5 protein-coding genes are annotated in these 17,041 nt (G+C 72.1%); 2 read left to right on the top strand and 3 right to left on the bottom strand.

What is annotated here, in order from left to right; all coding sequences use genetic code 11:
* Positions 1-12 precede the first annotated feature (12 nt).
* Genes C1I95_RS11700 through C1I95_RS11690 form a run of 3 tightly spaced genes read right to left on the bottom strand, consistent with a single transcriptional unit; the run spans position 13 to position 13,780 of the window.
* Positions 13-2,712, bottom strand: a complete 2,700-nt coding sequence (locus C1I95_RS11700; protein ID WP_111213829.1) for an AMP-binding protein — start codon at positions 2,710-2,712, stop codon at positions 13-15.
* The gene (locus tag C1I95_RS36895; RefSeq protein WP_111213828.1) at positions 2,700-10,472 is read right to left on the bottom strand and encodes a non-ribosomal peptide synthetase; all 7,773 of its coding nucleotides are present in this window, start codon (positions 10,470-10,472) and stop codon (positions 2,700-2,702) included. The genes C1I95_RS11700 and C1I95_RS36895 overlap by 13 nt, the downstream gene beginning before the upstream one ends.
* A complete protein-coding gene (locus tag C1I95_RS11690; protein WP_158566373.1) occupies positions 10,472-13,780 on the bottom strand; it encodes a non-ribosomal peptide synthetase in 3,309 nt (1,102 codons plus the stop codon). Before C1I95_RS11690 ends, C1I95_RS36895 begins: the two co-directional genes overlap by 1 nt.
* Before the next feature lie 265 nt (positions 13,781-14,045).
* Between C1I95_RS11690 and C1I95_RS11685 the strand changes: the two genes are divergently transcribed.
* Complete coding sequence (locus C1I95_RS11685; RefSeq protein WP_158566371.1) at positions 14,046-15,299, top strand: coproporphyrinogen-III oxidase family protein; 1,254 nt, start codon at positions 14,046-14,048, stop codon at positions 15,297-15,299.
* Positions 15,300-15,327: 28 nt separating this feature from the next.
* Positions 15,328-16,977: a carbamoyltransferase C-terminal domain-containing protein gene (locus C1I95_RS36320; RefSeq protein ID WP_111213825.1), complete on the top strand. Its 1,650-nt coding sequence runs from the start codon at positions 15,328-15,330 to the stop codon at positions 16,975-16,977.
* Positions 16,978-17,041: the final 64 nt, after the last annotated feature.

Raw genomic sequence — 17,041 nt, 5'->3', positions numbered from 1 at the left:
CGAACTGACCCGTCACGCCCCACCGTCCGGCACCGGTGCTGTCCGGAAGGCTCCGTCGAGGCGTCGCAGCATCCCTGCCTCGCGGTCGCGGGCGGCGGCGTGGTGGTCCGGATCCGGTGATCCGCCGAGGATCGTGTGCAGCAGCTCGTGGTGGTCGGACAGCCGCAGCATAGTGCCGGCGACCTCGGGATCGACCTCGCCGACCGGACACAGGCCGAGGTCGGCCCCGGCGGCGGCCATCAGGGTCTGCAGGATCGCGCCAGCTTCGATCAGGCAGTAGTCACGGGCCCGGGTGCCGTACATCGGTTCGACGGCGTCGCGGGCAGCCACCAGGTACACCGCGAATGACGAGGTACGCACGGCCGGCCGGTTCACCCAGGCGTGGGCCTCGTCGCCGATCTCACCGCCCGGGTTGACGACGGTCAACTCGTGCCGCTCCGGGTGGTAGTAGAAGGCGCCTGGGTCGAGTCCGGCGACACCTCGCGGGCCGGTGGTGAGGTACACCTGCACGGGGTAGAGGGTGCCGGCCGACGGGTAGCCGTATCGCGGGTTGCCACCGGCACCACTGCCCGGACCGTCCGGGTCGGATGCGATGTCGAGTCGCGCTACGGCACTGAGCAGGCGTCCGAGCGCGTCGAGGGAGACCTGTGCCGGGCCGAACCGGCGGGTTGTCCGTCTGCCGGCCAGCCATTCGGGGGGTGCGCCGCCGGGCAGCGCGACGGTGGCCGCCTCCGCCAGGTCTCGCCGGATGCCGGGTCGCCGGCTGGTGAACTCGACCCGGGCGACCGGGCCGAGGATCAGGATGCCGTCGGAGCCCGACTCGGGAGCGTGTGCGAGCGGGTCACCGGGGACATCGGTGCCGGCGGGACCGCCCGCATCGTCCGCCGCCGCGAGCGAGACGCTGACCAGAACTCCCACGGAGGGGAACCGCAGCAGTTCGTCGACGTCGACCTGGATGCCGAGTTCCTGTTCGGCCTGAGTGGCGAGCCGGACCAGCTGGACGGAGTTCGCGCCGAGGTCAACCAGGTTCATGTCCGGATCCACGTCGGCCACACCGAGAATTCGGGCGGCGAGGCGGCAGGCTCGGGCGATGAGGTCGGCCGGCGCCGTCGCGCGGAACGGAGCGTCGACGGCTGCGGCCCGGTCGGCCCGGACGGATCCGGACCGGCTGGCGAGGACGTGCCGATCAGTGCGGCCGTCGCGGGTCAGTGGCAGGGCACCGACGAGCTCGACCCGCTCCGGCAGGAGAAACGGGGACATCTTCCGGCGCAGGTGGGCCAGAATTTCCACGCTGGTCAACTGCGACCCGGGAAGCGCCTTGACGTACGCGACGCTGCCCGCGCCGTCGGGCAGGACCGCTGCGGTCAGGATCGCCGGGTGGGTGGTCAGGGCGGCTTCCACATCGCGCAGGTTCAGCGGATGGCCCGAGACGTCGGTTTGGGAGTCGTCGTCACCGAGCAGGTCGATCACCCCGTCGGGCAGCAGCCGCCCGGTGTAGTCGCACCGGTAGACCCGCTCCCCCGTGTCCGGTCGTGTCACTGGCGGGTGTCCTGGCTGGTCCGGCAGTTCGGCCACGACCTGACCGCCGACGTGGAGCTGGCCGCTCACCCAGGCCGGGCAGAGGGTCAGCGACTCGCTCAGCAGGTACACCCGCCGGCCCGCCAGAGGTGCGCCGACCGGTAGGTGTCCACGGCGCCGGTCCGGTTCGCCGATCTCGAGGAGGGTGGACCACAGTCCACCGACCGTGCCGGGGCCGAGGTTCACGACTCTCAGCTCGTCACCGATCAGCCGGCGCAGTTCGGTGACGACCGGCAGCGGAAGCGGCTCACCGCCGAGCAGGGCCAGCCGGAGGGTGTCGGGCAGGTCGTCGCCGCGGTGGTGCAGGTGCTCGACGAGCATGGCCGCGAGGGTCGGCGTGGAGTGCCAGACCGTCACGTCGTGCTGGCGGACGAGGTCGACCCAGGTCGCGGGAACCCGGATGTCGATGTCGTCCGGCACGACGACGGCGCCGCCCACCGCGAGCATGGTGAAGATGGCGGTGGCGGCGAGTTCGCTGCCCAGCGGACAGACCGCGAGCACGCGGTCGTCGTGGGACAGTCCCAGCCGGGTCTGCAGTTCGGCGACGAGGCTGCGCACGCCGACCTGGCTCACCGGTACCGGACGGCCGTGGCCGTCGTCTACCCAGCAGGCGACCGGATCCGGGGCCGGCAGGTGATCCCGCGTCGGGTTCGGTGACTGCTCCTCGTCGAGCAGCAGTCGGGTGACCTCCGGGGGCCACCGCAGCCGCTCGTCCAGCCAGGACTGGGTCAGCACGAGACGACTGTTCCGATCTTTGACGTGCTGCCAGCGGGCCGACTGGGCGGCGGCGGGGTCGACCGCGTGCCAGGCAACACCGGCGATCGTCGCGGCGGTCACGGCGACGACCTGCTCCCATCCCGGCTCCACGCAGATCGAGACGGCGGTGTACTGGTGCGTGTCCCGCTCCACGGCGATGCGTTCGGCGACAGCGCGGGCGGCATGGTGCAGCTGCGCGTAGCTGAGCTGCCGTCGCGCGGCGATCACGGCGGGGCGGTCTGGATCGTCGTGGGCAATCGCGGCGACCCGGTCGGCGATCGACGCCGCGGCTGGCTCCGGTGTGTCGTTGAGGCGCTGCCAGAGGTCCAGTTGACCGGGCGGCACGAGGACGGAGGCGGGTGACGTCACAGGGTCCATGCCGGGGGAACCTCCCAATATCCGCCGTCGGTGGTCAACGCGTGCAGCAGCCGGCGATAGCCGTCGAACATCGTGGCGACGAGGCCGTCCGGGAACGCCTCGGCCACGTGGTCCCAGACGTAGACCAGGGCACCGTCGTGCTCGGAGACCTGGTGGTCGAGGAGCACCTGCGGGGTCTGACTGATGGCGTACACCGGCTCGGCGGGCCAGGCGAGGGCGGCCGTGTCGGTGCCGCTGTCGTCCAGACCGAGCAGGCTGGTGAACACGACCGGCGCCACCGGCTGTACGCGCCGGTCCTCGGCGGCCCGTAGCAGCCGCAGGACCTCGACCCCGGTGACCTGCCGGTGCTGCAGATCGTCGAAGAGCTGCTGCTGCAGGACGGCGGCCCGCCGGGCGAACGTGGGGGCGGTGGCGTCGACGGCGAGCAGCGTGGTGGCCGTGAAGTCGCCGACTACCTGGTCGATCTCGGGGTGCATCGGCGGCCGGTTGAAGGTGGTCACGTTCAGGGTGAACCGGCCCTTCTGGGTGTACATGGCCAGCACCTCGGCGAACGCCGCGCAGAGCAGGCCCGAGGGGGTCAGCTGGTGACGGGCGGCGGCGGCGCGCAGGGCGCGCCAGGTCGCGGGAGCGAGACGGTCCTCGACGCGTACGAAGTGGGGCCGCTCCAGGTGCGACAGTTCGCCGGTGAGCGGCAGCGCGGGGGCGGGCGGCAGGTGCGGGATCCGGTCACGCCAGTAGCGTTGCGCCTGCTGCCGGACGGGATGCCGGTGCAGCTGCCCGAGCGCCACCACGTAGTCGCGGAAGGTGCAGGTCAGGGCCGGGAGGTCGGCGTCGGGTTCGGCGTACAGGAGCAGCAGGTCGTGGCGCAGGATGTGGAAGCTCCAGGCGTCGGCAATCATGAGGTCGACGCTGAGGTGCAGGCGGGTGAGGGTGTCGTCGAGTCGGGTGGCGGCGACCGCGAACGAGGGCCATCGGGTCACGTCGTGCACGACGTGGGACAGCTGGGCCCGTAGGCGTTCAAGGATGTCGCGGTCTCGTCCGCGGACGTCGCGGCGCGGTACCCGGTAGTCGGGTACCTCCGCCAGGACCCGCTGCGTGCCGTCGGCGCCGACCACGGTCCGCAGTGCGGGATGCCGTGCGACGAGGTGGTTGAGTGCCGTTTCCAGCCGGTCCACGTCCAGGTCCCGGACGTCGAGTTCGAGGTAGCTGTGGGTACCGACGCCGCCGAGGGACATGCCGGTCCGCCGTCCCAACCAGTACGCCTGCTGCAGGTCGGTGAGCGCGAAGGGTTCGTGTGCCAGCTCGGGCCGCGGTACCACGGTCGGGAGCGGTTCGGCCGAGGGGCCCGTCGCCGTGGCGGCGGCCACGGCTGCGGCCAGCTCGGCCAGGGTCGGTGCCTCGTAGAGTCGCCGCAGCGGGATCCGGGCTCCGATGCTCTGCTCCAGCTGGGCGAGCAGCCGCATCGCCACCACCGAGGTGCCGCCGAGGTCGAAGAAGTTCGCCTCCGGTGTCGCGTCGTCGGTGTCCAGGACGGCGGCCCAGAGCTGCGCGATCTGCGCCGCCATGCCCGCGTCGGGGAGGTTCTCGGGGGTGGCCGGTGGCGTGGGTGGTGCCGGGTCGCCCCGGCCGGCGGCGAGCGCGAGGAGCGCGGCCCGGTCGACCTTGCCGTTGCCGGTCACCGGCAACGCCGTGAGGGCGGTGAGCGTGCCCGGTACGAGGTACGAGGGCAACGCCGTGCGCAGCGCGGCGAGCAGCGCGGCCGGCTGCGTCGCCGAGTCGGTGGCGGGTACGTAGAAGGCGGCCAGGCGTCGGTCGCCGTCGCGTCGGCCGACGGCTGTCACCGCACAGTCGGCGACGCCGGGCAGAGCCCGCAGGGCGGTCTCGATCTCGCCGAGTTCGACCCGATATCCGTTGACCTTGACTTGCAGATCCTCACGGCCGAGGAACTCGAGGTCTCCGCCGGGCAGGTAGCGGGCCAGGTCTCCGGTGCGGTAGAGCCGTTCGCCGGTGCGGGGATGCCGGTGGAACTGGGCGGTGGTCCGTTCCGGGTCGTTCCAGTATCCGCGCGCGAGTCCGGTGCCGGCGATGTAGAGGTCTCCGGCAACCCAGTCCGGCCGTGGTTCGTGGTCCGCGTCGAGGACGTGCAGTCGCTGGTTGCTCAGTGGCCGGCCGTACGGGATCGAGGCCCAGCCGGGGTCGACGGTCGCGATGGTGTGGTACACCGACCAGATCGAGGCCTCCGTGGCACCGCCGAGGCTGATGACCGAGGCATTCGGCGCTAACCTGCGGACCCGGTCCGGCAGGGACGGGGGGATCCAGTCCCCGCTGAGCAGGACCAGCCTCAGGCCGGCGAGTCCCTGCCCCGGCTCGGCTGCGCCGGCCGCGGGATGCTCCACCGCGAGGGTCATCAGCGCCGGCACCGAGTTCCAGACGGTCACCCGGTGCCGGCGGAGCAGGTCGATCCAGTGGCCGGGGTCGCGCAGCCGCGCCGGGTCCGGTAGGACGACCGCGCCGCCCGCCGCCCAACTACCGAACAGGTCGTAGACCGACAGGTCGAAGCTGAGCGCGGACAGGCCGAGAACCCGGTCGTCGGCGGTGACGCCGAACCGACGGTTGATGTCCAGGATCGTGTTGACCGCACCACGGTGGTCGATCATCACGCCCTTGGGCAGGCCGGTGGAGCCCGAGGTGAAGATGACATAGGCCAGTTGGTCGGGCCGGTGACCGCTGGGCAGCTCCGGCGGCTGCCCGGCCCATGGCCCCGCATCGTCGACGGCGAGTTCCGCCACGCCGGACAGACCGGCCAGCCGGCCGGTGAGGTTTCGCTGGGTGAGCACGTACCGCAGCCGGGTCTGGTCGGCGAGCAGGCGCATCCGCTGGTCGGGCAACTCCGGATCCAGCGGCAGATAGGCGCAGCCGGCCGCGACGACAGCAAGCGCCGCGACCGCCTGCTCCCAGCCCTTGGTCGCGACGACACCGACGAGGCCACCGTCGGCTGCCCCCTGCCCGCGCAGCCAGTGCGCGATCCGCCCGGCCCGGACGGTCAGCTCGCGGTAGGTCAGCCGCTGGTCGGGCGTGATCACGGCTGGTGCGTCCGGCGTCGCGGCGGCCGCGGCCGCGACGAGATCTGTCAGGGTGGCCGGCGACAGCGGCCGGGCGCTGCTGTTGACCGTCGCGCGGTGGCGCCGCTGCGGCGGTGGCAGCAGCCCGCGTACCGGTTGGGCCCACGATCGGCGGCCGGTGGCCAGGTCGTGCAGCAGGTGGACGTAGGTGTCGCACATGTCGTCGAGTACGCCGTCGGGAAAGAGGTCGGCGATCGCGTCCCAGTGCAGGGTGAGTCCGTCGGGTGTCTGCGCGACCTGGTGGTCGAGGTACGCCTGGGGGGTCTGGGTGATGCCGTAGCCGGGCTCTCCGAGAGGTGGTGCCGGGTCGGCGTGCAGCGCGGTGGGGTCCGGTAGTCCGAGGTTGCTGGTGAACACGACAGGGATCAGCGGTCGGGGTGGTCCGCCGAGTCGCCGGTTCCACTCCCGCAGCACGGTCACCCCGCTGACCGCGTGGTGGTCCAGGTCGGTCCACAGTTGGTGTTGTAACCGGCGGGCCTGGTTCTGGAAGGACCGGATGGCACGCTGGTCCACCTCGAGTGGGGCCACCGAGGTGAAGTCGCCGACGATCTGGTGCAGGTCGGGGTGGTCGCCGTGCCGGTTGAACAGGGTGAGCATCACGGTGTAGTGCGGAGTGCGGCTCCAGGCGGTCAGTGTCGTGGTGAAGGCGGTGAGCAGCCCGACGGAAGCGGTGACGCCGGCCGCGGCGGCCCGGTCGGTGAAGGCCTGCCAGGTGTCGGCGTCGAGTCGACGGGCGAGTCGACGGAAGACCGGTCGGGTCACCGACTCGGGCTCCGCGGCCAGCGGCAGCCGCGGCCCCGGTGGCAGCGTGGACAGCCGGTCCTGCCAGTAGCGCAGCGCACGTTGGTACTCCGGTCCGGCCTGTGCCTCCCGGCGGGCGACGACGACGTCCCGGAAGGTCAGACGCAGGGGCGGCAACCGGGTTTCTGGCCGGTGGTAGAGCTGGCCGAGTTCCTGGGTGAGCAGGTGCACGCTGTAGGCGTCGGCGACGAGCGCGTCGACGCTGACGTGCACCCGGGTTCCGGTGCTCCGGGTGGTGACTCTGATGTCGAACAACGGCCAGGTCCGCGCGTCCAGCACTTGGTGGGACATCTCGGCGCGAACCTCGGCCTGCCGCGCGTCGGCCGTGCCGGCGGGCAGGTTCCGCAGGTCGTCCACCGGTATCTGGTAGGGCGGCACGTCGGCGCGGACGCGTTGCTCGCCGCTGTCGGAGACGACGGCACGCAGCGCCGGGTGCCGATCCACGAGCCGGCGTACGGCTGCCTCGAGTCTCGGCACGTCGAGCCGACCGGCCACATCGAGTTCGAAGTACGCGTGGGTCGACACGTTGCCGAGCGGCAGCTCGCCGGTCCGGCCCACCCAGTACGCCTGCTGGACCTCGGTGAGCGGGAAGGGTTCGTGTTGTCCGGGGCGGGGCTGCGGGCCAGGTGGACCGCTGGCCGACCCGTCAGGTGCGGCGGCCTCCCCCGGCTCGTGGGGGCGCGGTGGACGCCGGCGGGTGTCGATCAGGCGGGCGAGCGTGGCGATGGTCGGTGCGTCGACGAGGTCCCGCAGGTGCAGTGGCACGGCGCAGCGTCGCCGCAACCGCGCGACGACGGCGACCGCGGTGATCGAGTGTCCGCCGAGGGCGAAGAAGTCGTCGTTGGCGGTGCGCCAGCCGGCGGGCAGCAGCTCGGTGAAGACCTCGGCGACGGTCCGCTCGGTCGCGCCGTTCAGGGCGGCGGCGGTCACCGGTGCCGCGGTCGCCGCAGGCGGCGGCAGTGACCGGCGGTCGACCTTTCCGCCCGGGGTGCGGGGCAGTTCCGGTACAGCGACGAGCAGGGACGGCATACTTCCCGCCGGCAGCAGGGCCTGCAGGTGTGCCCGTACCTCGTCCGGGTGGTGGTCGGCGGCCAGGACGAGGTATCCGACGAGGGTTTCGGTGCCGGTGGCGTCGGGAACCGCCGCGACGAGCGCCTCGGCGACCGCCGGATGGGCCAGCAGGGTGTCCTCGACCTCGGCCGGTTCGACCCGGACGCCGCGGACCTTGAGCTGGTCGTCGCGTCGGCCGAGCAGGACGAGTTGGCCGTCCGGACGCCTTCGCGCGAGGTCGCCGGTGTGGAACGTCCGCGCGCCGCGGGTGCCGGGATCGGGCCGGAAGCGATCGGCGGTCTCGCCGGGTCGGGCGTGGTATCCGCGGGCCAGGGTGGCGCCGCCGACGAGCAGGTCGCCCGGGACCAGAGCGGCTGCCGGATTGTCGTCGCGGTCGACGACGACCGTGGTGACGCCGGTGATCGGGCGGCCGATGGTGACGGTGTCGTCCGGTGCGATCCGGCCCGCCGTGGCGTCGCCGGCCACCTCGGTGGATCCGTAGAGGTTGAGCAGTGTGACACCGGGAAGAACCTGATGGAACCGGCGGGCCAGCCCGGCCGGCAGCCGCTCCCCGCTGGTCACGCAGAGCCGCATTGCGCGCAGTCGCGTCCCGGTGTCGAGCAGCGGGCGCAGCAGGGTGGGCACGACTACCAGCCGGGTCACCTGGTGTCGGGACAGGGCGGCGGCGAGGCGATCGGGGTCGGCGGCCTCGGCACTGTCGACGATCTCGATCGGCACGCCCGCCAGCAGCGGCCCGAGGGTCTCGGTGAGGGAGTCGATGAAGCCGAGGGGGGTACGCTGCGCGGCTCGCTCACCGACGGCGTAGGGGTGTTCGGTCCACATCCAGGACAGCCGGCGCAGCAACGCCCCGTGGGTGCCGAGCACGCCCTTGGGGTTCCCGGTGCTGCCGGAGGTGTACATCAGGTAGGCGAGATGATCCGGGGTCAGCGTCCGGCCGGGGTCGTGTCGCGGCTGTGTCGCCCATTCGGCCGTGGCGGCGTCGACCCGTAGGCCCGGGACGCCGTCGAGGTGGGCGGCGAGAGCGTCGGTGGTGATGAGGCAGTGGGCCGCGGCGTCGACCAGCACCGCGCGCAGTCGCGCCTGCGGATAGGTCGGATCCAGTGGCAGGTACGCGGCACCGGCCTTGAGCACGGCGAGCAGGGCGGCCACGGCGTCCGGCGAGCGGGGCAGGTGCACGCCGACCGGTTGCTCGTGCTGGACGTTCGCGGCGAGCAGGGCGTGGGCCCACTGGTTGGCCCGTTCGTTGAGCGCGCGGTAGGTCAGGGCGGTGCCGCGGTGGGCGACGGCCACCGCGTCCGGGGTCCGCCGGGCCTGGGCCTCGAAGGCGGCGGCGAGATCGGGGTAGCCGAGACCGGCCTCGGGTGACCGGGTGCCGTCGGGCGACGGGGCCCCGGCGCCGGGCTGTCGCGAAACGGCGGTAGGCCGGGCCGGTGGGCGGTCGAGCCGGACCGAACGACAGGGCAGATCGGGATTCTCGGCGATCTGCTGGAGGACGTTGGTCAGGTAGCGGGCGAGCAGCGTCACCGTGGCGTCGTCGAGCACCGAGGCGTCGTACTGCAGGCCGAGGCGGAGCGAGCCGCTCAGCTCGCGGATCTCTATGGTCAGGTCGAACTGGGCGAACGGATGCGGCACGTCGACGGCCTCGACGCGTACACCGGGCAGGTTCGGCACCGCGGCCGGGGGCTGTGCCACGCACAGCACCGACAGCGCCCGGCGGCTGGCACGCTGCTCGGTCGCGGTGGCCCCGTCTGCGTACGGCCGCTCCGGTTGGCTGTAGGCCCGCAGGCACTCGTCACGGACCCGTCGCCACAGCTGCCGGAACGTGGTGTCCTGTTGCACCGGAATGCGCAGCTGAAGAAGGTTGGGGAAGTATCCGATCAGCGCGTCGAGTCGCGGATCGCTGCGCCCTGCGGCGAGCGTGCCGATCGTCACCGTCTCGCCGTCGTCGATGCGACGGAGGAGGCCAGCGAGCGCGGTGACGACCAGCATGAACGTGGTGCCTCCGGCGGCACGGCGCAGTTCGGCCAGCCGGTTGGTCAGTCGGGGTGGCAGTGCGGTGACCACGGTCCGCGCCGGACGCGGCTGGTCCCGGTCGCGCGGGCGGTCCAGTGGCAGTTCCACCGGGTCCAGCACATCGTCGGCGACGGTCTGTCCGGACGGCGTTCGGTGGCGGTGCCGCTGGTCGATCGCGTAGTCGCGGTACTGGATCGCGGGCACGCCCCGCAGCGGGGCCGGTTCACCGCGGCCGAATGCCGCATAGAGCTGGGAGATCTCTCTCGCCAGCACGTTGAGGGACCAGCCGTCGCTGGCTGCGTGGTGCAGCGCGATGACCACCACGTGCTCCCGGGCGGCGGTGGCGATCGCCGTCGCCCGCAGCATCGGTGGTCGGGCGGCGTCGATCGGTCTGGCGACCTCCTGGGCCAACAGCGCGGTGGTGGCGCCGCTGCGGTCCGCTGCCGGCAGGGCGGTGAGATCGACGGTCCGCACGACGAGCCGCTGGGCCGGGCGGACGCGCTGGACCGGTTCGTCGTGCCCGGACAGCGTGATCGCGGTGCGGAGCACATGGTGGCGGGCGACGACGTCGGTGAGCGTCTGCCGCAGCGCCGGGAGGTTGAGCGGTCCACACAGCCGCACCGCCATGACCAGGTTGGTCGCGGCGGCATTGGTCTGCGACAGCAGCCACATCTGGTGCTGACCGAAGGACAGCGGTGCCGGCCCGGTCGGGTCGGGGACCGGTGGCGCTTCGCTAGTCGCGCTGGCCGTCATCAGACGGTCCCGTTGTCCGGCAGGTCCAGCGGCGTCGACAGCCGGTCGAGTAGCTCGGCCAAGGACGCGACGTCGAACGCCTCGTAGACGCGGCGCAGTGACACCTCGACCCCGAAGACGGCCGGGATGCGCGCGTGCAGCCGTGCCACGAGCAGGGAATCCCCGCCGAGGGCGAAGAAGTCGTCGTGGCGGCCGACCCGGGGCACGCCCAACAGTTCCGACCACAGGGCCGCCACCATGCGCTCGGTGTCCGTACTGGGCTCGTCGTCGCCTCCGAGCGGGGGCGCGACGTGCAGCGCGGCCCGGTCGAGCTTGCCGTTGCGGGTCATCGGCAGGCGTTGCACCGGCAGGTAGCGGGCCGGCACCAGGTACGGCGGAAGCCTCGCCCGCAGATAACGACGCAGCTCGACCGGGGTGGGGGCCGCGATGGCCTCCGCCGGCACGACGTACGCGACCAGAACGGTACGCCCGTCCGCCTGCTCGGATACGACCGCAGCCGCCGCCACGGCGGGATGGGTGAGCAGCACCGCCGCGACCTCGTCCGGCTCGACCCGATACCCCCTGATCTTGACCTGCCGGTCCAGCCGCCCGAGGAAGTACAGGTCGCCGGTGTCCGTCCGGGCGACGTGGTCACCGGATCGGTACAGCCGGGCATCGGGCGGGCCGGCGTGGTGGGGACGGAATCGGTCGGCGGTCAGGGCGGGGCGGTTCAGGTAGCCGCGGGCCAGGCCCGCCCCGCCGACCAGCAGTTCCCCGTCTCCCCCGGCCGGCAGCGGCGCGCCGTCCGGGCCGAGGACATGCACCTCGGCGCCGGGCAGGGGGCGACCTATCGGGCTGCCCGACGCACCGGCGTCGGCCCGGGTCAGCTGCCGCAGGGTCACGTGCACGGTGGTCTCGGTGATGCCGTACATGTTGACCAGACCGGGGGCGGCGCCGTGCAGCGCGGTGATCCAGGGGGCCAGCCGTGCGGGTTCGCAGCGCTCGCCACCGAGCACGACCGTACGCAGTGCGGTCGCGGGCGCCCGCTCGGCGGCCGGCACCGCGTCGAGCGCGTGCAATGCGGTCGGGGTGGCGTTGTACACCGTGACCTGCTCGCGTTCGATGCTCTGCCACAGTCGGGCGGGATCTCGGGCCACCTCGCGCGGTACGACGACCAGCCGTGCGCCGTGCAACAGCGGGCCCCAGAGCTCCCAGGCAGAGAAGTCGAAGGCCGCAGAGTGGGTCATGGTCCAGGTGTCACGGTGGTGGAAGCCGAAGTCGGGCATTGCTGCGTCGAAGAGCGCCAGCAGGCTGCGCTGGCTGATCATCACCCCTTTGGGTGTTCCGGTCGACCCGGAGGTGTACACGATGTACGCGAGGTGGTCGGGGTGTCGGGCCGGGGCGGGGACGGCGCCCGGCGGTGCCGCCGGCAGGTCGTCCAGGACCAGTACCGGGCCGGGGTACCAGGCGAGTTCGTCGCGTCCGGCCCGTCCGGTCAGCACCGCCTGCACCTCGGCGTCGTCCAGGATCGACTCGTGCCGGGCGGGCGGGTCGTCCGGATCGAGCGGGACGTAGGCGGCGCCCGCCAGCACGACGCCGACGAGCGCGGCGACCAGCGGCGACCCGTGTGGCAGGAGGACGGCCACCCGGTCGTCCGGCCCGACGTCGACCGCCTGTAGCGCCGCGGCGACGCGTCGGGCCCAGGCGGCGAGGGCCTGGTAGCTGAGGTGTCCGTCGGGGTCGGTGACGGCGACCGCGTCGGGGCTTCGGGCGACCATGGCGGTGAAGCGGCCGGCGAGCGTGGCGCCGGTCGGGCCGTCGGCGGTAGCCGGAGCGGCCCGGTCGAGGTCGGCGGCGCCGGCCAGCACTGTGATCATCCGGTCGAGCAGCTGCCGGACGGTGGCGTGCGGCACGGCGTCCGGGTCGTACTCGGCGAGCAGGGTCAGCCCCGCCGCGTCGGGCGTCGCGGTGACGGCGAGCGGGTACTTCGGCGCCAGTGGTGCCGACGGGTTGACCGAGACCTGCAGGTCGGCCAGGTCCAGCCGCGCCGGTGGGGTGTTCTGGAACGCAAAGACCAGGTCGTAGCCGCCGTTGCGGCGGCGCCCCAGCGCTTCGGCGAGGGTCTCGGCGGGCACCTGCTGGTCGTCGAGCGCCTGTGCGACGGCGTCGTGGACGTGCCGCAGCGTGGTACGCAGACTGTGCCGCGGGTCGAGTTTCAGTCGCAGCGGCAGGACGGTCGCGAACGTTCCGATGATGGGTTCGGTCTCTGGCCGGACCCGGCCGGAGACCGGGGTGCCGATCACCAGGTCGCGGCCGCCGGTCAGGGACGAGACCGCCAGACCCAGTGCGGCAGCGAGGAGTGTGAAGATGGTCGTGTCGGCGGCGCGGGCGCTCCTGCCGATGCTGCTGACCAGATCCGGCTCGACCCGTCGGGTCAGCGTGCGGGCCGCCGATGCGCCGGGCGGCCCGCCGGAGGGGCGGTGGTCGACGATGCCGACCGTGGTGCGGGCGCCGCGTAGCCGCTCGCGCCAGCGCAGTACGGCCGGGTCGTTCCCGGCGGTGCTCGTGCGCTGCTGCCATCGGGCGAAGTCACCGTATCGCCAGGGCAGCGCCGGAAGCTGCGGCGGTACGCCGGCGGCGGCCGCCCGGTAGGTGTGCGCGAACTCGGCGGCGAGGATGCGCAGCGACCAGCCGTCGCTGGCGATGTGGTGACGGGTTATCAGGAGCCGGTGCTGCCGGGGACCGGTCCGCAGCAGCGCGGCCCGCATGGGTGGCTGTGTCGCCAGGTCGAAGGCGCGTCGCGATTCGGCGTCGGCGAGCGCCTGGGCGACACGGTCACGCTGGTCGGCGGGAAGGCCGGTGAGGTCGACCAGCCGCAGTGGTACCGCCCGGCTGGCCAGCACGTGTGCGGCCGGCCGGCCCTGCCCGGCCGGATAGACCGTGCGCAGCGGTTCGTGGCGACCCACCAGGTTGGACAGTGCCTGCCGCAACGCCAGTGGCCGGGCGGCGCCGTGCAGTGTCACGTCGAGGGGGATGTGGTAGGCGCTGTGCCTCGGCGCCAGCCGCTGGTGCAGCCAGAGCCCGCGTTGGGCGGCCGACAGCGCGACGGTGGCCTCGATTCCTGCCGTGGCCAGGTAGTGCAGCAGCTCGTCGCGCTTGTCGCGGATCCGCGCGAGCAGGTCCGGCCCGAGCACCCCGGGCGGCGCCGTGCACCGAAGTCCGTCCGGGGTGACCCGAAACTCGACCGCGGATTGCCGGAGTTCGGCGAGGAGTGCGCCGAGCGCATTCCTATCGCGTGCGGCGAGCGTCGAGGAGGCCCCGACGCTCATCTCTGCCTCGGGACAGGTGCGAGGGTCGCCGGCGCCGGCGGCGCTACCCGGTGGCGAGGCATAGCGGAACGATACGACAGGCAAACCTGTTTTGATAGAGCCATCGGGATCGATCCGGACCGGCTCGACGTCGCCGCAACGGGGCCGAACGAGGGTCCCCTCCGACAGCTCTCGACGGGACACCCGCGATGGCCTTACATTCGGATCACCGGATATGTGTTCCGCCGGCCCAGCCGTCCGTCCAGACCCGCCGGCGGGAGGTGACGTGACACCGTTCGAGCTGCTCAGCGCCATCGAGGCGACCGGGGAGGACGGCGAGCGACCGCTCGCGATCTACGTACACATCCCCTTCTGCGCCTCGAAGTGTCACTTCTGCGACTGGGTCACCGACGTGCCCGTCGCGCGGCTGCGGTCCGGCTCCGCGGCCCGGTCGGCCTACGTGGATGCGCTGTGCCGTCAGATCCGCAGCTACGGTCCACTGTTGACCGATGCCGGCTACCGACCGTCTGTCATGTACTGGGGTGGTGGCACACCCACCCGCCTCGACCCGGACGAGATGCGCGCGATCGCCGATGCGCTGTACGAGTCGTTCGACCTGACCGCCCTGCGCCAGTGGTCGATGGAGACCACGCCCAACGATCTCACCGCGACGAAGGTCGCCGCGATGCGCGATCTCGGGGTCACCCGGGTCAGCGTCGGAGTGCAGTCGTTCAGCCCCGCGCAGTTGCGCCGAGCCGGGCGCGCGCACACCGGCGCGGACAGCGTGCGGGCCGTCGGGTTGCTGCGCGAGCACGGCATCGACAACTTCAACCTCGACCTGATCTGCGGGTTTCCGGGCGAACCCGCGCCCGCCTTCGAGGCGAGCCTCGACGAGGCACTCGACCTCGACCCGCCCCACATCTCGGTGTACCCGTACCGGCCCACGCCCGGCACGATCATGGCGATGCAGATCGACCGGGCGGCGGTGGGCGCCCACACGGCCGGGCCGATGATCCGGATCTACGAGCGAGCCATGTCGATGCTGCGGACGCACGGATATGGCGAGTACTGCCACGGCTACTGGGTACGTCGGCCCGAGGACGAGGATCTGGACGGCAATTTCAAGTACGACCTGACCGGCGACAAGATCGGTTTCGGCAGCGGCGCCGAGTCGATCATCGCGCATCACCTGCTCTGGAACGAGAACAGCGAGTATTCGCGCTATCTCGCCGACCCGCTCGGCTTCAGCGTCTCCCACCGGTTCGACACGGCACATCCGGAGCACCTCACCGCCCCGATCGGCGGCGCGCTGATGACCCGCGAGGGCGTGGTCCGGCAGAGATTCCACCGGCTGACCGGGCTCGACCTCGACGACGTCCGCGCCACCGGGTACGTCCAGCGATGGTTCGCACTGCTGCACGACTTCGGCGGCCGGTTCGTCGACGACGGCCACAGTCTGCGACTCGACCCGGCGACCATCCACACGGCCTACATCGGTCACCTGGCCGCCACGGCCGGCCTGCACATCGGCCGCGCATGACGCCACCCGCTACAGCGAGGGGACGCCCGTGAGCACAGCCGAGGACAACGCCGCCACCCGGGTCGTCCTCGCCGTCAACTTCAACCACGACGGCGCCGGGGTCCTGCTGGTCGACGGACGGATCGGCGGCTTCGTCTGCACCGAGCGCCGGTCACGGCTGAAGAAGCACCCCGGCCTGCGCGCCGAGGACCTCGACGAACTGCTGGACCAGGCGAGCGTGTCGCTGGCCGACGTCGACCACGTCCTGCTCTGCAACCTGCACAACATGGACTCCCCCGATGTACCTCACCTGCACGGATCAGACCTCAAGGACACCTGGTTCGAGTTCTGGTTGAACCAGCACAACGACCGGGTCCGCATCCGCGACCGGACGATCCCCTGCACCGTCAACCCGGACCACCACCTGATCCACGCGGCTGCGGCCTACTACACGTCCCCCTTCGACGCCGGGGTGAGCCTGGCCATCGATCCCCTCGGTTGCCGGGCGTTCGCCGGCCGGGGCAACCGGCTGTACCCGCTGCGGCGCGGCTACGACGAGTGGTTCACCGCCAACATCGGCTACACCTCGGTCGCCGAGCTGCTCTTCGGCACCGGCATCGTCGGCGCCGGCAAGGTCATGGGCCTGGCACCGTACGGGCGCACGTCCGCGATCGACGACGCCGACTGGAAGGCGGTCTCCACGTTCGCCGAACTCCTCGCCCTCGCCTCGACCGACGCAGTAACCGTTCGAGTGGCCGAGCGGGAGGTCAACGCGAGCCTCGCCTACGCCATCCAACTCGGTCTCGAACGCCAACTGTCACTGGTCCTCGACGACCTCGGCGACGTCTGCCGACGCAACAACCTGCCGGCTCACCTCTGCCTCTCCGGCGGCACCGCACTGAACGCGATCGCCAACCAGACCTGCTTCACGGCGTCCACCTTCGACCGGCTTCACCTGCACCCGGCCTGTGGCGACGACGGGACGGCCCTGGGCGCCGCGCTCTGGTACTGGCATCACGTGCTCGGCCGGCCACGGCAGCCGTTCGACAACGCGGAACTCATGTACGGTCGCCGCGGGTATCCACCCGCGCGGACAGCCGCAGCCGTCGACGCCGCCGTCGCCGCGCATCCGGGCCTGCTCACCGTCGATCGACCGGCGGACCACGTGCACGCGGCGGCCGACCTGATCTCGGCCGGCGCCGTGGTCGGCTGGTACGACGGGGCAAGCGAGGTCGGCCCACGCGCTCTCGGGCATCGCAGCATGCTCGCCGACCCTCGCAGCCCCACCGTCCGGGACCGCCTGAACTCCGAGGTCAAGTACCGGGAGTCATTCCGGCCGTTCGCACCGTCGGTGCTCAACGAACACGCCGGCGCCTGGTTCGGCCTCACCGACAGTCCCTTCATGCTGCGGGCCTGCCCGGTGCTGCGCGACGGCGTCCCGGCGATCACCCACGTCGACGGGACGAGCCGGATCCAGACCGTCACCCGCCGGGACAATCCGCCGTACCACGCGCTGCTCCGGCGTTTCCACGAGCTGACCGGCGTACCGATGGTCCTGAACACGAGCCTGAACACGCGCGGACGGCCGATAGACGAGACGCCGGAGGATGCCCTCGACACGCTGGTCAACACGAACCTGGACTATCTCGTGTTCCCCGGCGTGGTCGTTGAGCACCGACGGTGCGAACGGCCGGAATGACTCCCGGTACTTGACCTCGGAGTTCAGGCGGTCCCGGACGGTGGGGCTGCGAGGGTCGGCGAGC

The organism is Micromonospora craterilacus (genome assembly GCF_003236315.1).
Taxonomy (GTDB): domain Bacteria; phylum Actinomycetota; class Actinomycetes; order Mycobacteriales; family Micromonosporaceae; genus Micromonospora; species Micromonospora craterilacus.
This window is presented reverse-complemented; position numbering and strand designations above follow the sequence as displayed.